This is a genomic window from Curvibacter lanceolatus ATCC 14669 (genome assembly GCF_000381265.1).
GTDB classification, from domain to species: domain Bacteria; phylum Pseudomonadota; class Gammaproteobacteria; order Burkholderiales; family Burkholderiaceae_C; genus Curvibacter; species Curvibacter lanceolatus.
In genome coordinates, this window is the sequence record NZ_KB906255.1 from 371,448 (window position 1) to 393,822 (window position 22,375).

The window sequence follows — 22,375 nt, forward strand, 5'->3', positions numbered from 1 at the left end:
GCGGCACAGGCTCAGGTGGGCAGGCCTTCAGGGCAGTTCGACACAAATCGCACCGTGAAGCGTGCCCCGGGCGGCTGTTCGCCGGGCCGTGCGTCTGTCAGCGTGATGCTGGCGTCGTGCTGGCGCGCGATCTCCAGCACGATGGGCAGGCCCAGGCCCGAGCCGTCGGCATCGGTGCCCAGGGCGCGGTAGAAGGGTTGGAACACCAGCTCGCGCTCGGCCTCTGGGATGCCGGGGCCCGAATCCTCCACCTGCAGCAGCAGGGCCCGGCTGAAGGGGTCGGCTAGCACGCGGGCCGTCACCACGCCGGGGCGGCTGTCGCTGCTGGGGGTGTAGTTGATGGCGTTGTCCACCAGGTTGCGCACCAGCTCCTTGAGCAGGGTGGGGTTGCCCATCAGTTGCACGCCGGCGGCACCGGGGTGGGCGCCGTCGTAGCCCAGGTCGATGCGTTTTTCCATGGCGCGGGGCACCGAGTCGCGCACCACCTCCATGGTCAGCCGGGCCAGGTCGCAGGGCTGGCGTGTCAGGGCGGCGCCGCTGTTCTCGGCCCGGGCCAGCGACAGCAGTTGGTTGACGGTGTGGGTGGCGCGGATGCTGGAGCGCCCGATCTGCTTGAGCGACTGCTTGAGCTCGTCGGTGCTGGTGCCTTCGCGCTGGGCCAGGTCGGCCTGCATGCGAAGGCCCGCCAGCGGGGTCTTGAGTTGGTGCGCGGCGTCGGCCAGAAAGCGCTTTTGCGTGGCGATCGAGTCGTTGAGCCGGGTCAGCAGGTCGTTCACGGATGACACCAGGGGCGCCACCTCGACCGGCACCGCCTTGTCATCGAGCGGGCTGAGGTCGTCGGGGTCGCGGGCGCGGATGCGTTCTTCCAGCTGCGACAGCGGTTTGATGCCGCGGGCCAGGGCCAGCCACACCAGCAGCACCGCCAGCGGCAGGATGACGAACTGAGGCAGCATCACGCCCTTGATGATCTCGGTGGCCAGCACCGAGCGCTTCTCGCGGGTCTCGGCCACCTGCACCAGGGCCGGCTCGGCGTTCTCGATCGGCAGGCGCACCCAGATGTAGGCCACACGCACTTCCAGGCCCTTGAGCTCGTCGTCGCGCAGGCGCACCACGCCGATCACCTGCTTGTCTTCTTCAGCGGGCAGCGGCAGGGCCGCCTCGCCCGACAGGAACTCGCCCCGCGTGCCCATGACCTGGTAGTACACCATGTCGGAGTCGTCGGCACGCAGCAGCTCGCTGGCAGGCAGGGGCAGGTTGAAGCTGGCGCGGTTGTCGTGCACCGTGATCAGCTGGGCCAGCGTCTGCACGTTGTAGTCCAGCGCCCGGTCGAAGGGCTTGTTGGCGATGCCCTGCGCCACCAGCCAGGTCAGGGCCAGGCTGACCGGCCACAGCAGCAGCAGGGGCGTGAGCATCCAGTCGAGGATCTCGCCAAACAGCGACCGCTGCTCACGCTGGAAGATTTTCAAGGGGTGGGCCTAGCCAGGGATTTTTTCAAGGCAATAGCCCAGGCCGCGCACCGTGGCGATGCGGATCGGGCCGCGCTCGATCTTCTTGCGCAGGCGGTGGATGTAGACCTCGATGGCGTTGTTGCTCACCTCTTCGCCCCATTCGCACAGGCGCTCCACCAGCTGGTCCTTGCTGACCAGGCGGCCGGCGCGTTGCAGCAGCACCTCGAGCAGGCCCAGCTCGCGCGCCGACAGCTCGACCATCTTGCCGTCGATGGTGGCCACGCGCCCGGCCTGGTCGTAGATCAGCGGGCCATGTTTGATGGTGCTGCTGGTGCCGCCCATGCCGCGCCGCGTCAGGGCCCGCACGCGGGCTTCCAGCTCTTGCAGCGAGAAGGGCTTGGCCATGTAGTCGTCGGCGCCGTAGTCCAGGCCCTTGACGCGCTCTTCAACGCTGTCGGCCGCGGTCAGGATCAGCACCGGCAGGGCCGAGCCGCGGCTGCGCAGGCGCTTGAGCACCTCCAGCCCGTGCATGCGGGGCAGGCCCAGGTCGAGGATCAGCAGATCGAACTCGTTGTTGGTCATCAGTGCCGCATCGGCCTCGGCGCCGCTGGCCACGTGGTCCACGGCGGCGCCCGAAGCGCGCAGCGTGCGCAGCAGGCCATCGGCCAGCACCTGGTCGTCTTCGGCAATCAGAATTCTCATGGGGTCTCCTGGGGTGCGGGCGGCGTTCGGCTCGGCATGGCCGTTCACCCCAAATTCTAGGCCGGATGAGCGGCCAGCTTGTCCTCAGACAAACCCCCCTCAACTGCCAGCGTAGGCCTCCAGCCCCAGGGCCACCACGGTGGCCACCTCGTTGCCGACGGCAGCACGGAATTCGGCCTCGGCCTGGGTCACGGCGCGCCGGAAGGCCTGCAGCCAGGCCAGGCCGGTGTCGGTGAAGCAGATGCGCCGCGCCCGCGCGTCCTGCGGGTCGGCTTCGCGCCGCACCAGGCCCCAGGCCTCGCACTGGACCACCAGGTCGCCCATGGCCTGTTTGCTCATGCCGGCGCTGGCGGCCAGGTCGGTCAGGCGCGAGCCGTCCAGGCCCAGGTGGCGGGTGATGTGGATGTGGGCCGCGCTCACCTGGCCGCGGGCCGCCAGGTTGGACAGGGCCAGGGGCACCTCCAGGTCGTGCGCCATCAGGGTCAGCACGCGCTCATCGAAGCGGCGCAAGGCGTGGCCCATCAGCCGGCCCAGGTGGGTCAGGCGCCAGGCGTCGGCGGCGGGTGGCGGGGCAAGCATGGGGGGGATTTTAATAGTCAGGCAAACTGACTAAAAAACATGAAATTTTTCAGAAGACCTTGTTTAAACTGCTGTTCAAGCATCCAGCCTGTGATCAATCACAGTGACTGACCCGACCGATCATTCCACCCTCTTCAGGAGCTCTCCATGGACGCACCCGTCAAAGGCAACGCCGCCAATCCCGAAAAAGCCAAGGCCTTGCAGGCCGCGCTGGCGCAGATCGAAAAGCAGTTCGGCAAAGGCACGATCATGCGCCTGGGCGAGGGCGAGGCGATCGAAGACATCCAGGTGATCTCCACCGGCTCGCTGGGCCTGGACGTGGCCCTGGGCGTGGGCGGCCTGCCGCGCGGCCGGGTGGTCGAGATCTACGGCCCTGAATCCTCGGGCAAGACCACGCTGACCCTGCAGGTGGTGGCCGAGATGCAAAAGCAAGGCGGCACCTGCGCCTTCGTCGACGCCGAGCACGCCCTGGACATCCAGTACGCCCAGAAGCTGGGTGTGAACCTGCAGGAGCTGCTGATCAGCCAGCCCGACACCGGCGAGCAGGCCCTGGAGATCGTCGACAGCCTGGTGCGCTCCGGCGCGGTGGACCTGATCGTGATTGACTCGGTGGCCGCTCTCACCCCCAAGGCCGAAATCGAAGGCGAAATGGGCGACTCCCTGCCTGGCCTGCAGGCCCGTCTGATGAGCCAGGCGCTGCGCAAGCTGACCTCGACCATCAAGAAGACCAACTGCATGGTCATCTTCATCAACCAGATCCGCATGAAGATCGGCGTGATGTTCGGCTCGCCCGAAACCACCACGGGCGGCAATGCGCTGAAGTTCTACGCTTCGGTGCGCCTGGACATCCGTCGCACCGGCACCATCAAGAAGGGTGAAGAGTCGATCGGCAACGAGACCAAGGTGAAGGTGGTGAAGAACAAGGTTTCGCCCCCGTTCAAGACGGCCGAGTTCGACATCCTGTTCGGCGAGGGCATCAGCCGCCATGGCGAGATCATCGACATGGGCGTGACCGCCAAGATCATCGAGAAGTCGGGTGCCTGGTACGCCTACAACGGCGAAAAGATCGGCCAGGGCCGCGACAACGCCCGTGAGTTCCTGCGCGAAAACCCCGACCTGGCCCGCGAGATCGAGAACAAGGTGCGTGAGAGCCTGGGCATCGCCCTGCTGCCCCCGGTGCTGACCAGCCCGGCGGCCGCTGCCGACGCCGAGTGAACAGGCCTGGCCCTGGGGCCCGCCGTTGGGTGGGTGCCCCGGGCCGGCTGAGTGCCGATGTCGTTTGAAAAGATCTCGCTCAAGGGGCGGGCCCTGCGCTATCTGGCCATGCGCGAGCATTCGCGCGCCGAGCTGGAGCGCAAGCTGGCCCCCCACGAAGAGGTGCCCGGCGAACTGGCCCAGGCCCTGGACGAGTTGCAGGCCCGTGGCTTCATCGACGAGCAGCGCGTGATCGAGTCGCTGCTGTACCGCCGGGCCTCGCGCCTGGGTGCGGGGCGGCTGCGCCAGGAGTTGCAGGCCAAGGGCCTGCAGGGCGAGGCGGTGCAGCAGGCGCTGGCCGGCTTGCGCGACACCGAGCTGGCGCGGGCCCGGGCCGTGTGGGGCAAGCGTTTTGATCACCTGCCGGCCGAGGCCTCTGAGCGGGCCCGGCAAACCCGTTTTCTGATGGCGCGGGGTTTTTCGTCCGAGGTGGTGCGCCAGGTGCTGTCGGGCCGGGGCGCCGAGGAAGACGAGTCGATGTGCAGCGATGAGCCCGACCTGGATTGATCGCCGCAGCCGACAAGACCCCAACATGAAGAAAGGCCCCGAGGGGCCTTTTCTGCGTTGGGGCTGGCCGGCTCAGAGGCCCAGCATCAACTGCAGGTTCTGCACGGCGGCCCCGCTGGCGCCCTTGCCCAGGTTGTCCAGGCGGGCGATCAGCACGGCGTGATGGAAGGCATCGTTGCCGAACACGCGCAGCTCCAGCTTGTTGGTGTCGTTCAGGGCCAGGGCATCGAGCTTGCCGTCTTCAGTGGCGGGCAGCACGCTGACCCAGCCGCCGTCGGCCGCGCTGGCCGCGTAGTGGCGGGCGAGGGCGTCATGCAGGTCGGCCGCCTTGGGGGCCCCCGGCAGCGTGTCCAGGTGCAGGGGCAGCTGCACCAGCATGCCCTGGCGGAAGTTGGCCACGGCGGGGACGAACAAGGGGCGGCGTGTCAGGCCGGTGCAGGCCATGATCTCGGGGATGTGCTTGTGCTGCAGGCCCAGCGCATAGGCTTCGTACAAGGGGGCTTCGCCCTTCTCGTAGGCTTCGATCATGGTGCGTCCGCCACCCGAGTAGCCGCTCACCGAGGGCAGGGCCACCGGGTGGTCCTTGGGCAGCAGGCCGGCATCGATCAGGGGGCGCAGCAAGGCGATGGCGCCGGTGGCGTAGCAGCCCGGGTTGGCCACGCGGCGGGCCTGGCGCACGGCCTCTTTCTGGCCCGGGGCCAGCTCGGGAAAGCCATAGACCCAGCCCGGGCTCACGCGGTGGGCGGTCGAGGCATCGATGATCTTGGGGCCGGGGCGGCCGGTGCTGCGCTCGAGCTCGTCGACCAGGGCCACGGTCTCGCGGGCGGCGTCGTCGTGCAGGCACAGAATGACCAGGTCGACACCGGCCAGCAGCTCGCGCTTGGCGGCCGGGTCTTTGCGCCGCTCGGGGGCGATGCTCACCAGTTCGATGGCAGGCATGTGTTGCAGCCGCTCCCGGATTTGCAGGCCGGTGGTGCCTGCTTCGCCGTCAATAAAAACCAAGGCCATGGTGTCTTCCTGACTGAGTGATGTGGTAACCACGTAAGTTACGCACAAGGTTTGTGCAGGGCAGCATGATACATTTCGAGGTTGCTGTGTCCACTGCCCGACGCCAGCTTTTGCGAGGTCGCCGGGTGAAAATCATCCATTCCTGAGAGAGACCTCATGAAGATTCACGAGTACCAAGGCAAGGAAATCTTGCGTCAGTTTGGTGTGCCCGTCCCCCGTGGCATCCCTGCATTCACGGTTCAAGAGGCGGTGGAAGCTGCCCAGAAACTGGGCGGCCCGGTTTGGGTCGTCAAGGCCCAGATCCACGCGGGCGGCCGCGGCAAGGGCGGCGGCGTCAAGGTGGCCAAGTCCATCGATGACGTGAAGCGCCTGGCTGGCGAGATCCTGGGCATGCAGCTCAAGACCCACCAGACCGGCCCTGAAGGCCAGAAGGTCCGTCGTCTGTACATCGAAGACGGCGCCGACATCCAGAAGGAATACTACGTCTCGATCGTGACCGATCGCGCCACGCAGAAGCTGGCCTTCATTGCCTCCAGCGAAGGCGGCATGGACATCGAGGAAGTGGCTCACTCCACGCCCGAGAAGATCATCACCGAATTCATCGACCCGCTGACCGGTCTGGATGCCGAGCAAGCCACCCGCATCGCCAACGGCATCGGCCTGCCCGCCGAGTCGACCGCCCAGGCCGTGGACATCTTCCAGAAGCTGTTCAAGTGCTACATGGACACCGACGCTTCGCTGGTTGAAATCAACCCGCTGAACCGCGACAGCAAGAACAACCTGATCGCCCTGGACGCCAAGTTCAACTTCGACGCCAATGCCCTGTTCCGTCACCCGGAAATCGTGGCCTACCGCGATCTGGACGAAGAAGATCCGGCTGAAGTCGAGGCTTCCAAGTTCGATCTGGCCTACATCAGCCTGGACGGCAACATCGGTTGCCTGGTGAACGGTGCCGGTCTGGCCATGGCCACCATGGACACCATCAAGCTGTTCGGCGGCGAGCCGGCCAACTTCCTGGACGTCGGCGGCGGCGCCACGGCCGAGAAGGTGACCGAAGCCTTCAAGATCATGCTCAAGAACGAAAAGGTCAAGGGCATTCTGGTCAACATCTTCGGCGGCATCATGAAGTGCGACACCATCGCCAACGGCGTGATCACCGCCTGCAAGGCTGTGAACCTGTCCGTGCCGCTGGTGGTGCGCATGAAGGGCACCAACGAAGAGCTGGGCAAGAAGCTGCTGGCCGAATCCGGCCTGCCGATCATTGCCGCCGACACCATGGCCGAAGCTGCGACCAAGATCGTGGCTGCCGTCAAGTAAGCCCGGAGAACACACATGTCGATCTACATCAACAAAGACACCAAGGTCATCACCCAGGGCATCACGGGCAAGACTGGCCAGTTCCACACCGAAAAGTGCCAGGAATACGCGAACGGCAAGAACGCCTTCGTGGCAGGCGTGAACCCGAAGAAGGCCGGCGAGTCGATCTTCAACATCCCGATCTACGCCTCCGTCAAGGAAGCCGCATCTGAGACCGGCGCCACCGTGTCGGTGATCTACGTGCCGCCCGCAGGCGCCGCTGCCGCCATCTGGGAAGCTGTTGAAGCCGACCTGGACCTGGCCATCTGCATCACCGAAGGCATCCCCGTCCGTGACATGCTGGAAGTGCGCAACAAGATGAAGGCCAAGGAAGCCGCCGGTGGCAAGCGCACCCTGCTGCTGGGCCCCAACTGCCCTGGCCTGATCACCCCTGACGAAATCAAGATCGGCATCATGCCGGGTCACATCCACCGCAAGGGCCGCATCGGCGTGGTCTCGCGTTCGGGCACCCTGACCTATGAAGCCGTGGCCATGCTGACCGAAGTCGGTCTGGGCCAGTCGAGCGCCGTGGGCATTGGTGGCGACCCCATCAACGGCCTGAAGCACATCGACGTGATGAAGGCGTTCAACGACGATCCGGACACCGACGCCGTGATCATGATCGGTGAAATCGGCGGCCCCGATGAAGCCGACGCTGCTCGCTGGTGCAAGGAAAACATGAAGAAGCCGGTGGTCGGCTTCATCGCTGGCGTGACCGCGCCTCCCGGCAAGCGCATGGGCCACGCCGGTGCCCTGATCTCGGGTGGTGCTGACACCGCCGATGCCAAGCTCGCCATCATGGAAGAGTGCGGCTTCGTCGTGACGCGCAACCCGTCCGAACTGGGCAAGCTGCTGAAAGCTCAGCTCAAGTAAGCCAGCGGCGTCCGTAAGCAATATTACGGACGGCCATTGTGCAAGGGGCCGTTAAACTGCGGCCTCACACTCAACAGAAGCGCTCGAAACGCAGGTTTCGGGCGCTTCTTGCATTCAAAACACAGGAGAAACTGCATGGAAATGCTGCAAAGCCCGGACTTCTGGATCGGTCTGATCAAGATTGTCTGGATCAACATCATCTTGTCCGGTGACAACGCGGTGGTGATCGCTTTGGCGGCCCGCTCGCTGCCCCCCGAACTGCAACGCAAGGCCATTTTGTTCGGCTCCGGCGCTGCCGTGGTGTTGCGCATCGTGCTGACCTTTGTGGCTGCCAAGCTGCTGGGCCTGCCGTTCCTGCAGGTGGTTGGCGGTTTGCTGCTGCTGTGGATCGGTGTCCAACTGCTCAGCGAAGAAGAAGAGGAAGAAGGCGAAGCCAAGTCGTCGGGCAACATGATGGCCGCTGTGCGCACCATCCTGATCGCTGACCTGGTGATGAGCCTGGACAACGTGATCGCCGTGGCCGCCGCTGCCAAGGGCAGCGATCTGCTGCTGATCCTGGGCCTGGGCATCAGCATTCCCCTGGTGATCTTTGGCAGTACGCTGATGATCAAGCTGATGGAACGCTTCCCGATCATCGTGATGCTGGGTGCCGCACTGATTGGCTGGGTGGGCGGTGAAACAATCGCCAGCGATGTCTTCCTGGCTGACTTTGCACACGCCAACCCCTGGCTGCACTACGCAGCTGCCACGGCAGGTGCCGTGTTGGTGGTGCTGGTGGGCAAGGTGCTGCAGGCCCGCGCCGCCGCGGCCCACAAGGCCGCCTGAGAGCACTTGCTGAGGGGCCCGGCATTCCAGCCGGGCTGCGATTGAACAACGGGGCCAGCGCTCACGCGCTGGCCCCGTTGTCTTTTTCTGCTGCAGCCGGCTTGCTCCGCCTTAGGGGCTCTGATAGTGTGTCGATCAGTTTATTTGTGTAAATAAGTCAACAAATCACCCTGCTGCGTGGTCTGTCTTGGCGAGGTCATGAAGGCCTCATCGGGTGGGCCTGCGTGTGCCGTGACGAGGTGTGCTGCGCACGCGGTCGCGCTGCGCTGGGGGTGATCGACGAAGTGGTTCAAGGTTGACGCCGGTGCTCCCGCTGCAGGGCGCTGTGTGCCTTGTGCCTCCGCTGTCGAGGGGGTTGTCCATGCCTTGGCGTGGGCTGCGAGAGGCTGGCGGAGCTGCCGCGGTTGTCCTGGGTTCCTTGAGCCGAATCCAGTTTTTGAACCATGAAATACGAGTTTTGTGCCTTCACGGACCCTGGTCTGGCCCGTGCCAACAACGAGGATTCCGTCACATTTGACGAGTCGACCTGTCTGGCTGTGCTGGCCGATGGCATGGGCGGCTACAACGCTGGCGAGGTGGCCAGCGGCATGGCCACTACCTTCATCCGCACCGAGTTGTCACGCTGGCTGTCCCAGGCCGGGCGCCATGCCAACGCCAAGGAAATCCAGCGGGCGATGGAAATCTGTGTGGACAACGCCAACCGGGCCATCTTCAATGCGGCCCACAGCAATCCACAGTACTCGGGCATGGGCACAACGCTGGTCATGGGGGTGTTTCAGGACGCACGCCTGATGCTGGGCCACATCGGCGACTCGCGCTGCTATCGCCTGCGCGATGGCGAACTGGCACAGCTCACCAAGGACCACTCGTTGCTGCAGGAGCAGGTCGACGCCGGGCTGATCACGCCAGAGCAAGCCGCGGTGTCCATCAATCGCAACTTGGTCACCCGTGCCATGGGGGTGGAGGACGCCGCCATTCTGGAGGTCAGCGAATGTCGGGTCGAGAACGGCGATCTTTACCTGCTGTGCTCGGATGGCTTGTCGGACATGATCGGTGCGTCCGAGATCGCCGAATTGTTGAATGCGCCCGAGGCATTGACCCAGAAAGCAACGCGCATGATCAAGATCGCCAATCACCATGGGGGGCGCGATAATATCAGCGTATTGCTGGTCCGAGCGGGGGACGCCTCGTCCAAGAAAAGGCTTCTGTCACGCCTTTGGGGCGGCTAGCGCTGCCAACTCGCCGATTCGCCGAGGTGCGAATACCACCGATCCATAACAAGCCAGGTTTTCAGGAGTACCGAACATGCCCAAGATGATCGTATCGATCGATGGGGTCGTCATCAAGGAAGTGCAGCTGACCAAGGAGCGCACCACCCTGGGCCGGAGGCCTTACAACGATATCGTCATCGACAATCTGGCCGTCAGCGGTGAGCATGCCGTGCTGCAGATGGCGGGACACGTGGTCACGCTGGAAGATCTCAACAGTACCAACGGGACCTATGTGAATGGCAAGGCCGTCAAAAAGCAGCAACTGCAGAGCGGCGACACCATCGAAGTGGGCAAATACAAGATTCGCTTCATCGCCGAGTTGGAATCCAGCGAATACGACAAGACGATGGTGGTGAAGCCGCCGGTGTCGATCTCCGAATCTCTTTCCACAGTGCCCGCGGCGATGGGCAGCTACCAGTCGACACCCATGCAGGCCGGCGAATCCCTGGCGGGTTCGATCAAGGTGCTGTCGGGCTCCGCGGCTGGCCGTGAGGTCAGCCTGACCAAGGTGGTCACCACCATCGGCAAGCCTGGGGTGGCGGTGGCCGCCATCACCCGTCGCCCGCATGGTTTTGTGTTGGCCCATGTGGAAGGCGGTACGTTCCCGACCCTCAATGGGAACCCTGTCAGCGCCGAGCCCGTCACCTTGAAAAGTGGCGACGTGCTGGAGCTGGCAGGCACACAGATGCAGTTCTTCCAGGTTTGAGCGTTTTCAGGGCGGCCCGCATGGTCTGGCCTGCCGTGGCGGCAACCCTGCGCCGCTTGCGCATTCGGCACTTCTGGCGTCGCGGCGTCATGCTGGTGCCGGCCGTGCTGCTGCTGGCCCATGTGCTGGGAGCCGTTCCGCTGACCCTGGTGAATCGGCTGGACGACCAGATCTACGACGTCCGCCTGCGCCTGACCATGCCGGCCACTTTGGACGAGCGGGTGGTGATTGTCGACATCGACGAGAAAAGCCTGGCCCAACTGGGGCATTGGCCCTGGGGGCGCGATCAACTGGCCTTGCTGGCTGACCGTTTGTTCCAGCATTACGGGATTGCCGCACTGGGATTTGACGTGCTGTTCTCCGAGTCGGACACCAGCTCCGGGCTGGCCTCTCTGCAGGCCTTGGCCAGCGGCCCGCTGCAGGACAACCAGGGCTTTCGGCAGCAACTGGACCACCTCACCCCCAGCTTGAATTACGACCGGCGCTTTGCACAGGCGCTGCAGGGCCGCCCGGTGGTGTTGGGCTATTACTTTTCGAGCGATCGCGATGGACGACGCAAAGGCGAGTTGCCAGCACCCGTCCTGAATGCGGCGCAGGTGCCCTCGGAAGGCCTGCAGGTGCTGGACTGGGACGGCTACGGTGCCAGCCTGCCCGAGTTGGCGCGAGCGGCCCCGCGCGCCGGCTTTTTCAACTCGGTCACCGATGAGGATGGTGTGGTCCGCTCCCTGCCGCTGCTGTCCCGGCATGATGGGCAGTACTTTGAGTCACTGGCCCTGGCCTTGTACCGTGTTGCGCGCGACCTGCAGGTGAGCGGTCCGGTCTGGGCGCAATCGCCCGGTGGGGATTCATCGGTTCCGGTGCTGGAGGCCTTGCAATTGCAGGGTGCCACCGGCACAGAGCGCGTTCCCTTGGATCCATCAGGGACCGCCCTGGTGCCCTTTCGCGGGCGGGGTGGGCCGGGGGGGGGCTCCTACCGCTATGTTTCGGCGATCGATGTGCTGCAGGCCAATGCCTCGCGTGAGGATCTTCAGGGCCGCATCGTACTGGTGGGCTCCACGTCGCCGGGGCTGCTGGATTTGCGGGCCACGCCCGTGGGGCAGATCTACCCCGGGGTGGAATCCCACGCCAATCTGATCAGCGGCTTGCTGGACCGGCATCTGCTGGTGCGTCCCGATTACGCCGCCGGGTACGAGGTGCTGGTGCTCGCTACCGTGGGCTTGACCTTGGCCTTGCTGCTGCCCGGGCTCAGTGCGGCTGCCGCGATGTGGACCAGCCTGGCCAGTCTGCTGCTGGTCAGTGGTCTCAACTTTGCCCTCTACAGCGCGCACGGGCTGGTGTTGCCCCTGGCCAGCGCCCTGTTGCTGATCTTGCTGACCTTCGGCGTCAACATGAGCTACGGCTACTTGGTGGAGAGCCGTGCCAAGCGCCGCCTGGCCAGCGTCTTTGGCACCTATGTGCCCCCGGAACTGGTCGATCAGATGTTGCAGGCACCTGACCAATACAGCATGCGTGCCGCCAGCCGCGAGCTCACCGTCATGTTCTGCGACATGCGGGGCTTCACTCAACTCTCCGAAGGGTTGGAGCCCGAGGCTGTGCAGGCCTTGCTCAATCAGTTGTTCAGCCGACTCACGGTCTGCATCCGGCGTCATCAAGGCACCATCGACAAGTACATCGGGGATTGCGTCATGGCGTTTTGGGGTGCGCCGGTGACCCTGCCCAACCACGCTGCGTTGGCAGTGCGTGCCGCGCAGGACATGGTGGCCGAGGTGGAGCGTTTCAATCAGGAGCGGCTGGCTCAGGGCCTGCCCAGCGTGAGCGTCGGCATCGGCCTCAACACCGGGTTGATGCGGGTGGGTGACATGGGATCGGACCTGCGCCGCAGCTACACCGTGATCGGTGACGCGGTCAACCTGGCTTCGCGCCTGGAGGGCCTGTCCAGGCTCTATGGTGTCTCGGTGATTGCTGGGGATGCCACCCGACGGCAAGCCGACCGTGAGGCCCTGTGGCAGACGCTGGATTGTGTGCGCGTCAAGGGCAAGGGGGAGCCTGTACTGATCCACACGCCCCACCCTGTGCCCGCGAGTGAGGTCTCAGGGCGCCTCCTTCAGGACGAGTTGGCCCAATGGGCGGAATTTTTGGCGAACTACCGCGCAAAAAATTGGGCTGTCTGTGGCCAGATGCTGAAAGAGTTGCGGAAAATGAAGTCGTTGGTAACGGTTTGTCAGATATATGGCGAGCGTTTGTTGCACTACCAGCAGACACCCCCTCCCGACGACTGGGATGGCGTGACGGTCTTTGACATCAAGTAGGGATGTTTGCGCATGAAAATCAGGGTTCTGGGCTGCTCGGGCGCCATTGCCAGAGGCTGCCACACCACCTCGTTTCTGATCGGTGAATCGGTGCTCATCGACGCCGGCACCGGCGTGGGTGAACTCACCCTGGAGGAAATGGTGCGCGTCAACGACGTGTTCCTGACCCATTCCCACCTTGACCACATCGCCGCCTTGCCCCTGATGCTCGATTCTGTGAGCAAGTGGCGCCAGAGCCCACTGCGCGTGCGAGCCCTTCCGCAAACCCTGGAGGCCTTGCGTCAGCACGTGTTCAACGACGTCATCTGGCCCGATTTCACCCGGCTGCCGAACCCCGCGCAGCCCTTTGTGACCCTGCATCCTTTCGAGTGCGGCGATGTTCTGGCCTCTGGTTCTTGTCAGATCGAGGTGCTGCCGGCTGAACACGCTGTGCCGGCTGTGGGCTTTTCTGTCGATGTCGGCCGGGGGGCCTGGGTTTTCACGGGCGACACCTGTGGCCATCCCGCTTTCTGGGCTCGCATCCGACAATTGCCTGTCAAGGCGCTGGTGATCGAGACCGCCTTTGGCGAAGCCGAGCACGATCTTGCCGTGCGCAGCCGCCACCTGTCACCCACCAGCCTGATCGAACAACTGCGTCATCTTGGCGCCCAGCCGGGTTTCTCCATCCACATCACCCACACCAAACCCTCTGAAACCGCAGACATCGCCGCCCAACTCCAGGCCCTCGAGCAGCAGGCCGAGCATCCCGTGGGTTGGCCCCTGACGCTGCAGTGGCTGGCTTCAGGCGATGAGTTTGAAATCTGAAACAACAGCCCATGACATTTTTGTTCTGACAAAATTGTCCGCCGGGCCGCAACAAAAATACACATATGACACCTTTGCTCATGCTGGGGCGACTTGGATGACTTCCTACGCACAAATTCGTAGAAACTGCATGGCACGAAATCTGCTGAACTCGACCGCTCTTCCCCTTCATTTCAGGAGTTTTCACATGAAGCGTACCGTCCAACAGGGTTTCACCCTGATCGAATTGATGATCGTGGTTGCGATCATCGGCATTTTGGCTGCCGTGGCTCTGCCGGCATATCAGGACTACACCGTGCGTGCCAAGGTGTCGGAAGTGATTTTGGCGGCGTCTGCGTGCCGTACCACTGTGACTGAGACCGTACAGACCTCCACAGCTTCGGCATTGCCGACCTCTGGCAATTGGGGTTGTGAGTCTTCCACTGCAGCCAGCAAGTATGTGGCTTCGGTGTCTGTCAGCAGTACAGGTGTCATTACCGCCACTTCGCAAAATCTGGGCAGCAGCATCGCAGGTGCAGTGACCCTGCAGCCTTGTCAGACCAGCGCCACTTCGGGTACTGGCGTATCGGCTACCTGCGGTTCTGCCGTGTCTGCCCCGAACCAGACCATTCAGCTGTGGCTGTGTGGCGGCAGCGGTACATCGCTTGCCACCAAGTACCTGCCTGGCTCCTGCAAGGGCGCTTGATGCGGCTTGTTTGAAGCTATTCGAAAGGGCGGCTGATGCCGCCCTTTTTTCTTGGTGCTTGCTATGGAACTCACGATCCTGATGCCCTGCCTCAATGAGGCGGCCACTTTGTCGACCTGTATTCGCAAGGCTCGCCAATTTCTCACGTCTCAGAACATCGTTGGCGAGGTCTTGATTGCCGACAATGGCTCACAAGATGGCTCCCAGGAGATTGCAGCAAACAATGGCGCTCGAGTGATCTCTGTGCCTGTGCGGGGCTACGGCGCAGCCCTCACTGCGGGCATCAAGCAGGCCAAGGGGCGTTTTGTCATCATGGGGGACTGCGATGACGGCTACGACTTCTCTGATTTGGGCGGTTTTGTGGCCGCCCTGCGGCAAGGAGCTCAACTGGTGATGGGGAACCGCTTCGCAGGAGGCATCCGACCAGGCGCAATGCCGATACTCAATCGCTATCTTGGTAATCCCATTCTGAGTTTTCTTGGGCGCTTATTTTTTCGCTCTGCTGTGCGAGATTTTCACTGTGGTCTGCGTGGGTTCGATCGAGCTGCCGTTCTGAAACTAGGGCTCAAAACCACAGGCATGGAGTTCGCCAGCGAAATGGTTGTCAAAGCTTCGTTGGCAGGTTTACGTATCTGTGAAGTGCCGACCATCCTCTGGCCAGATGGGCGTGCACGCGCGCCTCATCTTCGCCCCTGGCGCGATGGCTGGCGCCATCTGCGATTTCTACTTCTTTTTTGTCCGCGTTGGTTGTTTTTTTATCCCGGCGCCGTTTTTTTGCTGATCGGCCTTCTAGGCATGTCGCTTTTGAGTTCCGGGCCGGTGAGTTTGCCTACCTTGGGTTTTGGTGTTCATTCCTTGCTCTACATGATGGTGGCTATCGTCTTGGGTGTGCAGTTACTGATATTGGCTGGGATCACGCATTGGAGCAGTGTGTGGTTTGGTTTCAGGACTAAGACCAAGTGGTTGGATCACTGGCCGTCTTGGTTGGGTTTGGAGGTCGGCGGACTATCTGCCTTTCTGATTTTTATGTCTGGCTTGGTATGGTCGGGGTCTCTGTTTGGAACGTGGCGTGCACTTCATTTTGGTCCACTTGATCCTGTGCAAATGATGCGACAGGTCATTCCTGCCGTGACATTGATGATGGTCGGTGGTCAACTGGCCATGGCTACATTTTTCGTCACAGCACTTGATTTTTATAAGCCTTCTCCAGCTGCGGATACTCCATGAAAGTCCTATACCGATCGGCGTGGCTGTCAACGCGTGGAGAGATTTTGTTTCTGATGGTTTTGGCAGGGCTTGTCTTTTGCGGTGTTCCTTTGATGCTTGGGCATATTGGATTTAGCTGGGATGGTTTGAATCATCACATCTATCTTGGATGGAGTGCTGAGCATGAGAGGTTTGGCCGAGATATTCAGGCAGCTGGTACCCAGGTTTACCAATTTCCATATTTGTATTGGCTGCCTTATCGCTTGATGCACGCGGATATCAATGGAGCCTTGGCTGGCGCCATCATCAATATTCAGTATTTGTTATCGGTGCCTGCAGTCTGGTTGATATGCAAGGCAGGAATGCCTCAGAACACAGTCTTCGATCAGTTTTGCCGTATCTTAGGCAGCATTCTGGCGTTCACCTCCTGTGTATCATTATCTTTCCTGGATACCACAGCCAACGATTGGGTTGCCGCCATACCCATGCTATGGGCCGTCGCATTCACTGTTCTGCCCACCAGATCCACTCAGGATCAGGTCGGAACTCCAAAGATTATTGATCTGACCAAATTTATTGTTGCTGGATTTTTTGTCGGTATGGCAGTCGCTTTTAAGTTGAGCAACGGACCGCTGTCAATCGTATTTCCCGTATTTTGGATGTATGTTGCGCCTGGCAGCCTTGTAAGAAAGTCCATGTACATGATATGTGCTTGTCTTTCTGTATTGTTTGGTTTTCTCGTTATTTATGGATATTGGGGATCGGTTCTGTGGCAGTATTTTGGAAATCCCATTTATCCCTATTACGATAATCTATTTGAAACTGCGCGCCGCGTTTTTGGATGGCAGCCATGATCAGATTCATGCCTGATTCATTCTGGGAGGCCCTGCTGCGTCCTTTCTCGATGTTTTTTCCAAATGGCGGTATCTATGTTGAGATTATGGCTCCTGATGGTCGGTTTGCCTTATTTGTTTTGATGTTTTTGCTGCTTTGGGTGCTTGGTCGGCAGCGTGTATTAAAGCAGGCACAGGTCCATGTCATGTTTGCATTGACCCTCCTCGTTGGCCTGTCATTCATTCCCTGGTTGATCACCTCTGGAAATGGCCGATATTTCATGTATTGCCTGTTTGTGGTGGGACCGTTGCTCGTGATGTGCATCCGAGCCCTGCCGACCACTGCCGAATTCAGGTTAACACTGATCTTTTTTGCGATGTCATTGCAAGGCTATTTACTATGCCTGACAGTGCCTTGGAATAATTGGAATTTTTTCCCCTGGTCTCGTGGGCCCGTATTTAAGGTGGTCTGGCCTGAGATTTCAATCAAACCGAATAAGAGAGTTTTCGTCTCAGTTTCTTCGTTGTCGTATTCGATACTCGCGCCGCAAATGGATGCTGCGACCCAATGGATTGGTTTGCTCTCATTGGATCGCCGTGAAGAGCGCGTAGGACTTTTTGAAAAAGCAAAAAGAAAATTAGCTGATGCGGAACGCATCGACCTGATTTTGCCGGCGATTCTCGATCATATGGATCGTGATGGATTGCCAGACCAAGCTATGCGCCTTAGCATCAATGATATGGTGGCTCCTTTTCAATTGGAGCTGACTGAGGAATCAAATTCTTGCTATTTGTTGCCTATTTCTCAGTCGTCGGATAATGACGGTGGGGCTTCTTTGATCGGTCAAAGTGCCAAAACACCGATGTTTTCATTTTGGCAATGCCATTTGAAAGTCGCGTACAAGCAATCTATTTCGTCCAAGAAGGAAATACCAGAAATAATCGAGGCTGCTTTGAATCAATTGGAGTTAATCTGCCCAAGATTCTTTCGGACTGGTGAGAGTTCTACCCTGCCTTTGAACGGCGGTGGTTTGAGAAATTATCCTGGATCAGATATGAAAATTTATGCAATTCCCCAGTCAGGGGTGTTTTATAAATACTATAGATCCTATCAAATCACCAGGGTCGGATCTGTTGAAGATGTGGCGGCAGGGCATTTCACGCTCGATTGCCAACAGTTACGAGGCCGGGCTGGTTTGCCGTGGGAGCGCCAGATATGAGAAAGCTCCACCGCATTTTTATTGACGTGAGCTTTACCCGTACCCAATCGGGTGTGGTTGGTATCACTCGAGCGGTACAGCGCTTGTTGACTTGTATGCAATCCCAGCAAAGATGCTCAGGGGTTGAGGTTCTGCCCGTGGTTTATCACCCTAAGGGATTTCGATATGCTGACTCTGCGCTGAATAAGTCAGATGAAAGTTCTGTGGTATCAAAGAAAAAAGATGAACTGAGCACGTCAAAAGTATTATTGGCTGCATTTCATCGGTGGGTGACGGAAGGTCCATTGCGCCGACTTTTGTTGTGGATTTTGCCACTTCAGTTAGCGTACATCGCTTGGTCAATTCATTCGCATATAGTTTTTCGTCTGCTGGCCAAGAACAATAAAAATATCACCTACCAAACGGGTGATTTGGTTTTTCTGCCCGATGCCTCTTGGAGCTATCACGTTTGGCTGGCCGCTCGCCATGCGCGGCAACAAGGTGCATTTGTCGTCTTGCTGGTTCATGATTTGATACCTATCAATCACCGCCAATTTTGCTCACCTCTTTTCTCTTATATTTTTTCGTCTTGGCTCGAAAAGATACTGAAAAATTGTGACGCTGTTATATGCAATTCAGTTCATACAAAAAATGAAGTGGCTGAATGGATGGTTGCGAATAATATCCCTGAAATGCCGCTGTCTAACTTTAGATTGGGGGCTGATGAAAAGTCTTTGGCAGGCACTCCTATTCGAAAGTCTATCGAGCAGCTCATTGTCAAGTTAGGTTCCTATTTTTGTTCCGTTGGGAGCTTTGAGCACAGGAAGAATTATCCTTGGCTGTTGAATGTTTTTGAGCAGATGTGGGCTCGTGGTTTTCCTTGTGGTCTATTTTTAGTCGGGCGTCTGAACTCGGATTTGAAAGAGTTTACGGATCAATTGCCATTTCATCCTCAATGGGGTAAGCGGTTGTGGGTAGTTCATGATGCCAATGATGCAGAGCTTGATCTGATTTATCGTTCATCTATCGCTGCTATATTCCCGTCGCTGGCTGAAGGCTTCGGTTTGCCATTGCTTGAAGCTCGAGCGCGTGGGTTGCGAGTTGTGGCCTCTGATATCCCAGCATTCATTGAGAATTCTGATGAGTATGTCGAATACTATCGTCAAGGTAGTGTATCGAGTTGTGCTGAGAAAGTAGAGAAGGTTTATGGGCAACGAGATGGATGTCCCAGTTCAATTTCTACTTGTTCCTGGGAAAATAGTGCTGCTTCTTGTTTGAAGCAGCTACAACAATTTTATTCCACGTGTGAGCTATGAAAGTTCATGTAGTACTTAATTTTCTGGCAAATTTAGGTGCTGCACTGTTTGGAATTTTTATAACCCCGTTCGTTTTGAGACGATGGGGCCCTGAAGCCTACGGCCTGTTAGCCACCGGATTATTAATACAGACCTTGTTTGGGCTGCTTGAGATCGGATTTTCCTATGGGATGGTCAAGATGCTCGCCGAGGCTGATTCTAAAAATGATCGGCAGTACAGTGCTCGCGTTGTTTTTTCTTCTGTTGAAAAATGCTACTTGATTATCTCGTTGGTCATGGTGGTCATATTCTATTTTTTCTTTGATTCGAAGTTAGGGGTGCGAATATTTGAAGGCGCTGCGCGAATTTCAGGTGGATTGACGACGCTTCAGCTCTTTGGACCTATGATTGCAGGCCAAACTTTGGTGATGCTGTATCGAAATGCATTATTTGGTTTGGGCGCACAGGGTGTTGCTGCCGGCAGTTTGTTTGGTACTACTTTATTGCGTTTGCTGGGCGCATGGTTTGTATTTGAGAACCCCCAAGGAGGAATTGATCGTTATTGCTTGGTGCTGGTTGGTTCTTTGGGGTTGGAAGCTTTTTTAATGTGGCTGTTGCTGCGCCAAACTTGGTTGGGCCACCGATTGAAATTGCCATTTCGATGGAGAAATATCAAAGTGGTATTGGGTTTCTCTTTAGGGCTAAGCATGGTTGCGGTGAGTCAAGCGATGCTTACTCAATTAGACCGGCTTTTGCTAACGCAGCTTCTTCCATTGCGGGAATTCGGGTACTTTTCGTTGGCATTGACTATTGCAAACGGGCTGGTGCTTTTCTATTCACCTATCTCCAATGCCGCTTATCCCGTTTTGGTCCGAATGTTTTCGATAGGTGGAATTGGGCAAGAATTTTTACGGAGCATTCATCATTTCTCCAGATGGATATCAGTGCTGACCACCGGGGTCTTTTTATTTGTATTTGTATTCTCTGATCAGCTGGTTCAAGTCTGGCTATCGCCCGATTTCGACTACCATTCATTGACTCTCGTGATCAGGTTTATGATGGTAGGTATTTATTCTAATGCTCTGGCGCAGATTCCATTGTTTACTCAATTTTGCCAAGGTATAACAAGATTCGCTATTGGTTGTAATATTTTTCTGATGGGTTTGGTTATTCCATTGACGCTGTGGGCGGTGCCTGAATATGGCCTGGTCGCAGTTGGATGGATTTGGGTTTTGTCCAATGCATGTCTTTTGGTGTACCATGTTTGGTTGATTAATAAGCGATTTTTGCCAAATTTTTGGCGTGATTGGTTGATGAAAGATGTTGCTCAGCCTTTGGTGAGTGGAGCCATTGCCGCATTTCTATTAAGCGGCGTATCTGTGATGTCTTTTGATCCGTGGTGGGGGCGGATTTTAGGTCTGGCTGGATGTGCATTTTTGATTCAACTCGCAGTGTTGGTTGGGAGTCCCTTGACTCTTGATTGGGCCAAGTTTTGGTTTAAGCCGCGGCGTAGCGCTTGACTGAAAATATAAATTTGAAGCGTTGCGCTTCGCTGTGCGATGATGCATTTTTAATTTTCATCTATGAGGCGTGGAAATGGCGATATTTTGGGTTGTTTGCCACTTTTGCACATCATGGAAAAATTAATTCAAGGTATTTTTTGGGCGCCTTGTTGATTTTGTAATCGAGACCCTTATACTCCCGTTGGTTGCTTTATTTGTTGTCTTTGGTTTCGCTGGATCATTCATCATGATAAGTAAAAAAGATTCTTCATTACAGGTGTTGAATAATCTTCGAATTGCTATTTCTCACGAGTGGTTGAGCAGTTGGGGGGGGTCTGAAGATGTGGTCCGGGCTATCGTTGAGATATTTCCTTCGAGTCATATTTATGCGATTATCGACTTCTTGTCCGATCTCGATCGGAGAAAATTTTGTGGCGCTCCAATATCGACGAGTTTTATTCAAAACCTGCCCTTTGCTGAGAAATGGTTTTGGAACTATCTGCCTCTGATGCCAATGGCTGTTGAGGGAGTGGATCTGTCTGATTATGATGTGATAATTTCCAGCTCCCACGCATTTTCCAAAGGTGTGTTGACAAATGCCCAGCAGATGCATGTGAGCTATGTTCACTCACCCATGCGATATGCCTGGGATTTGCATTTTCAGTATCTTCAGGATTACAGGTTGGAGCGCGGCGTCAAATCTATATTGGCTCGCTGGATATTTCACAAGCTTCGGGTCTGGGAGCGTCAAACTTCTAATAATGTAGATTTTTTTATTGCGAACTCCAAACATGTACAGCAAAGAGTGTGGCGCACTTACCGGCGTCCCTCTCGGGTGATTTATCCTCCGGTCAAGGTCACTGAATTTCAGTGTCGGGAGGCGCGAGATGATTATTATCTTGTAGTGTCTCGCCTGGTGTCATACAAGAAGGTTAATCTGATCATGGAAGCATTTAGAACTATGCCTAATCGCCGCTTGGTGATCATTGGAGATGGTCCAGAATACGATGACCTGCTACGCAAATGTCCGCCAAATGTAGAGATGTTGGGATGGCAGCCAGATCCAGTCGTGCAGAAATATATGGCTGCTGCACAAGCCTTCGTTTTTGCAGCGCTAGAGGACTTCGGAATTTCTCCAGTAGAGGCGCAAGCATCCGGAGCACCAGTCATTGCATTTGGCACGGGCGGGGCTGCGGAGACCGTACGTTGCCTCAAGAAATTTGAACACCCTACGGGCATCCTGTTTGATAAGCAGTCGACTGAATCTATTTTGGAGGCAGTAGTTCTGTTTGAAAACTCGAAATCTAGTTTCAGTCCAGACCGTTGTCGTGAGTGGGCAGAAAATTTCTCGGAGCAAGCCTTTAAACAAAATTTTGAAAAAACACTGGATACAGCATGGTGCTTGTGGAATCAAGATAAATTCAATGCCGAATCATATTGGATTCAAAGTAGGAATTGATTTGAATAGTGTTGATCAGAATTTACGAGGCAAGGTATCCGTTAGCGGCGTTGGTTTCATCGGAAAAATTGTATTCACCGGATTTACCTCCTCTCTTTTCTTGGACGCGGCATTCTTTCAGGACCATCCCGCGATCCACGGCCTTACACATGTCATAGATGGTGAGGAGGGCGACTTGGCATGCCATCAGCGCTTCCATTTCCACACCCGTCTGCCCTCTGGTCTCGACGGTTGCACTGCAAAAAACCGCCGCAGGCCCGGACGCATCGGCATTTTTCAGAGAAAACTCAATAGCAACTCTTGTCAAGGCCAATGGATGGCACAGGGGTATCAGATCACTCGTTTTCTTGGCGGCCTGGATGCCTGCGATGCGCGCGACCCCCAAGACATCGCCTTTCTTGGCCGTACCTGATTCGATCAACTGTAAGGTGCCAACTTGTATGTTGATGTGGCCGACGGCGACCGCGATACGGTGGGTGTGTGCTTTGTCCCCCACATCAACCATATGGGCTTGTCCTTGTGCGTCGAAGTGGGTCAGTGAAGTCATAGTTGGC

The 22,375-nt window shown here is 57.9% G+C and carries 21 protein-coding genes; 16 read left to right on the plus strand and 5 right to left on the minus strand.

Annotated features, from left to right (window positions below; genetic code table 11):
- Positions 1–11 precede the first annotated feature (11 nt).
- The 3 genes from F624_RS0108560 to F624_RS0108570 all read right to left on the minus strand — a co-directional run bounded on the left by F624_RS0108560 (position 12) and on the right by F624_RS0108570 (position 2,729).
- Positions 12–1,466, minus strand: a complete 1,455-nt coding sequence (locus F624_RS0108560; protein WP_019573877.1) for a sensor histidine kinase — start codon at positions 1,464–1,466, stop codon at positions 12–14.
- Positions 1,467–1,475: 9 nt separating this feature from the next.
- A complete protein-coding gene (locus F624_RS0108565; protein ID WP_027474739.1) occupies positions 1,476–2,150 on the minus strand; it encodes a response regulator in 675 nt (224 codons plus the stop codon).
- 99 nt (positions 2,151–2,249) lie between these two features.
- A complete protein-coding gene (locus F624_RS0108570) occupies positions 2,250–2,729 on the minus strand; it encodes a MarR family winged helix-turn-helix transcriptional regulator (RefSeq protein WP_019573879.1) in 480 nt (159 codons plus the stop codon).
- A gap of 147 nt (positions 2,730–2,876) precedes the next feature.
- Here F624_RS0108570 and recA point away from each other — a divergent pair, with 147 nt between their 5' ends.
- Both recA and recX read left to right on the plus strand, forming a co-directional pair.
- Positions 2,877–3,944, plus strand: coding sequence for a recombinase RecA (gene recA / locus F624_RS0108575; protein ID WP_019573880.1), 1,068 nt, complete (start codon positions 2,877–2,879; stop codon positions 3,942–3,944).
- A 57-nt stretch (positions 3,945–4,001) separates the two neighbouring features.
- The gene (gene recX, locus F624_RS0108580) at positions 4,002–4,490 is read left to right on the plus strand and encodes a recombination regulator RecX (protein ID WP_019573881.1); all 489 of its coding nucleotides are present in this window, start codon (positions 4,002–4,004) and stop codon (positions 4,488–4,490) included.
- Between the two features lie 72 nt (positions 4,491–4,562).
- Here recX and argC read toward each other — a convergent pair whose 3' ends face one another.
- Positions 4,563–5,498 carry an N-acetyl-gamma-glutamyl-phosphate reductase gene (gene argC, locus F624_RS0108585; protein ID WP_019573882.1) on the minus strand — a complete coding sequence of 312 codons (936 nt, stop codon included), beginning with the start codon at positions 5,496–5,498 and terminating at the stop codon, positions 4,563–4,565.
- A gap of 156 nt (positions 5,499–5,654) precedes the next feature.
- Between argC and sucC the strand changes: the two genes are divergently transcribed.
- From sucC to F624_RS32365, 14 genes are all read left to right on the plus strand, one after another.
- The gene (sucC, locus tag F624_RS0108590; RefSeq protein ID WP_019573883.1) at positions 5,655–6,815 is read left to right on the plus strand and encodes an ADP-forming succinate--CoA ligase subunit beta; all 1,161 of its coding nucleotides are present in this window, start codon (positions 5,655–5,657) and stop codon (positions 6,813–6,815) included.
- A 15-nt stretch (positions 6,816–6,830) separates the two neighbouring features.
- Positions 6,831–7,727, plus strand: coding sequence for a succinate--CoA ligase subunit alpha (gene sucD, locus F624_RS0108595; protein ID WP_019573884.1), 897 nt, complete (start codon positions 6,831–6,833; stop codon positions 7,725–7,727).
- Positions 7,728–7,862: 135 nt separating this feature from the next.
- On the plus strand, positions 7,863–8,552 hold the full coding sequence (locus tag F624_RS0108600) for a TerC family protein (RefSeq protein WP_019573885.1): 690 nt from the start codon (positions 7,863–7,865) through the stop codon (positions 8,550–8,552).
- A gap of 443 nt (positions 8,553–8,995) precedes the next feature.
- Positions 8,996–9,781, plus strand: a complete 786-nt coding sequence (locus tag F624_RS0108605; RefSeq protein ID WP_019573886.1) for a Stp1/IreP family PP2C-type Ser/Thr phosphatase — start codon at positions 8,996–8,998, stop codon at positions 9,779–9,781.
- Between the two features lie 76 nt (positions 9,782–9,857).
- Positions 9,858–10,529: an FHA domain-containing protein gene (locus F624_RS0108610; protein ID WP_019573887.1), complete on the plus strand. Its 672-nt coding sequence runs from the start codon at positions 9,858–9,860 to the stop codon at positions 10,527–10,529.
- A 20-nt stretch (positions 10,530–10,549) separates the two neighbouring features.
- On the plus strand, positions 10,550–12,838 hold the full coding sequence (locus F624_RS0108615; protein WP_019573888.1) for a CHASE2 domain-containing protein: 2,289 nt from the start codon (positions 10,550–10,552) through the stop codon (positions 12,836–12,838).
- A 12-nt stretch (positions 12,839–12,850) separates the two neighbouring features.
- Entirely contained in the window at positions 12,851–13,642 is a 792-nt protein-coding gene (locus F624_RS0108620; protein WP_019573889.1) for an MBL fold metallo-hydrolase, read from the plus strand.
- 187 nt (positions 13,643–13,829) lie between these two features.
- Positions 13,830–14,327, plus strand: a complete 498-nt coding sequence (locus tag F624_RS0108625; RefSeq protein WP_019573890.1) for a pilin — start codon at positions 13,830–13,832, stop codon at positions 14,325–14,327.
- Between the two features lie 63 nt (positions 14,328–14,390).
- A complete protein-coding gene (locus F624_RS0108630) occupies positions 14,391–15,554 on the plus strand; it encodes a glycosyltransferase family 2 protein (RefSeq protein WP_019573891.1) in 1,164 nt (387 codons plus the stop codon).
- On the plus strand, positions 15,551–16,387 hold the full coding sequence (locus tag F624_RS34775) for a hypothetical protein (RefSeq protein WP_157443378.1): 837 nt from the start codon (positions 15,551–15,553) through the stop codon (positions 16,385–16,387). Before F624_RS0108630 ends, F624_RS34775 begins: the two co-directional genes overlap by 4 nt.
- Positions 16,388–16,395: 8 nt before the next feature.
- Positions 16,396–17,586 (plus strand): hypothetical protein, encoded by a 1,191-nt coding sequence (locus F624_RS34780; RefSeq protein ID WP_157443379.1) that lies wholly within the window; start codon positions 16,396–16,398, stop codon positions 17,584–17,586.
- Positions 17,583–18,881, plus strand: a complete 1,299-nt coding sequence (locus tag F624_RS34005) for a glycosyltransferase family 4 protein (RefSeq protein WP_084679455.1) — start codon at positions 17,583–17,585, stop codon at positions 18,879–18,881. Before F624_RS34780 ends, F624_RS34005 begins: the two co-directional genes overlap by 4 nt.
- Entirely contained in the window at positions 18,878–20,380 is a 1,503-nt protein-coding gene (locus tag F624_RS34010; RefSeq protein WP_084679456.1) for an oligosaccharide flippase family protein, read from the plus strand. Before F624_RS34005 ends, F624_RS34010 begins: the two co-directional genes overlap by 4 nt.
- Positions 20,381–20,609: 229 nt before the next feature.
- Positions 20,610–21,821: a glycosyltransferase gene (locus F624_RS32365; protein ID WP_051107349.1), complete on the plus strand. Its 1,212-nt coding sequence runs from the start codon at positions 20,610–20,612 to the stop codon at positions 21,819–21,821.
- Positions 21,822–21,843: 22 nt separating this feature from the next.
- On the opposite strand, the gene moaC is transcribed toward F624_RS32365, so the two are convergent.
- Complete coding sequence (gene moaC / locus F624_RS0108640) at positions 21,844–22,368, minus strand: cyclic pyranopterin monophosphate synthase MoaC (RefSeq protein WP_043425787.1); 525 nt, start codon at positions 22,366–22,368, stop codon at positions 21,844–21,846.
- Positions 22,369–22,375: the final 7 nt, after the last annotated feature.

Excerpts from the sequence above, each read along its gene's own strand:
- F624_RS0108565 (WP_027474739.1), bottom strand. The coding sequence starts at position 2,150 with ATGAGAATTCTGATTGCCGAAGACGACCAGGTGCTGGCCGATGGCCTG.
- F624_RS0108570 (WP_019573879.1), bottom strand. The coding sequence starts at position 2,729 with ATGCTTGCCCCGCCACCCGCCGCCGACGCCTGGCGCCTGACCCACCTG.
- recA (WP_019573880.1), top strand. The coding sequence starts at position 2,877 with ATGGACGCACCCGTCAAAGGCAACGCCGCCAATCCCGAAAAAGCCAAG.
- recX (WP_019573881.1), top strand. The coding sequence starts at position 4,002 with ATGTCGTTTGAAAAGATCTCGCTCAAGGGGCGGGCCCTGCGCTATCTG.
- argC (WP_019573882.1), bottom strand. The coding sequence starts at position 5,498 with ATGGCCTTGGTTTTTATTGACGGCGAAGCAGGCACCACCGGCCTGCAA.
- sucC (WP_019573883.1), top strand. The coding sequence starts at position 5,655 with ATGAAGATTCACGAGTACCAAGGCAAGGAAATCTTGCGTCAGTTTGGT.
- sucD (WP_019573884.1), top strand. The coding sequence starts at position 6,831 with ATGTCGATCTACATCAACAAAGACACCAAGGTCATCACCCAGGGCATC.
- F624_RS0108600 (WP_019573885.1), top strand. The coding sequence starts at position 7,863 with ATGGAAATGCTGCAAAGCCCGGACTTCTGGATCGGTCTGATCAAGATT.
- F624_RS0108605 (WP_019573886.1), top strand. The coding sequence starts at position 8,996 with ATGAAATACGAGTTTTGTGCCTTCACGGACCCTGGTCTGGCCCGTGCC.
- F624_RS0108610 (WP_019573887.1), top strand. The coding sequence starts at position 9,858 with ATGCCCAAGATGATCGTATCGATCGATGGGGTCGTCATCAAGGAAGTG.
- F624_RS0108615 (WP_019573888.1), top strand. The coding sequence starts at position 10,550 with ATGGTCTGGCCTGCCGTGGCGGCAACCCTGCGCCGCTTGCGCATTCGG.
- F624_RS0108620 (WP_019573889.1), top strand. The coding sequence starts at position 12,851 with ATGAAAATCAGGGTTCTGGGCTGCTCGGGCGCCATTGCCAGAGGCTGC.
- F624_RS0108625 (WP_019573890.1), top strand. The coding sequence starts at position 13,830 with ATGAAGCGTACCGTCCAACAGGGTTTCACCCTGATCGAATTGATGATC.
- F624_RS0108630 (WP_019573891.1), top strand. The coding sequence starts at position 14,391 with ATGGAACTCACGATCCTGATGCCCTGCCTCAATGAGGCGGCCACTTTG.
- F624_RS34775 (WP_157443378.1), top strand. The coding sequence starts at position 15,551 with ATGAAAGTCCTATACCGATCGGCGTGGCTGTCAACGCGTGGAGAGATT.
- F624_RS34780 (WP_157443379.1), top strand. The coding sequence starts at position 16,396 with ATGCCTGATTCATTCTGGGAGGCCCTGCTGCGTCCTTTCTCGATGTTT.
- F624_RS34005 (WP_084679455.1), top strand. The coding sequence starts at position 17,583 with ATGAGAAAGCTCCACCGCATTTTTATTGACGTGAGCTTTACCCGTACC.
- F624_RS34010 (WP_084679456.1), top strand. The coding sequence starts at position 18,878 with ATGAAAGTTCATGTAGTACTTAATTTTCTGGCAAATTTAGGTGCTGCA.
- F624_RS32365 (WP_051107349.1), top strand. The coding sequence starts at position 20,610 with ATGATAAGTAAAAAAGATTCTTCATTACAGGTGTTGAATAATCTTCGA.
- moaC (WP_043425787.1), bottom strand. The coding sequence starts at position 22,368 with ATGACTTCACTGACCCACTTCGACGCACAAGGACAAGCCCATATGGTT.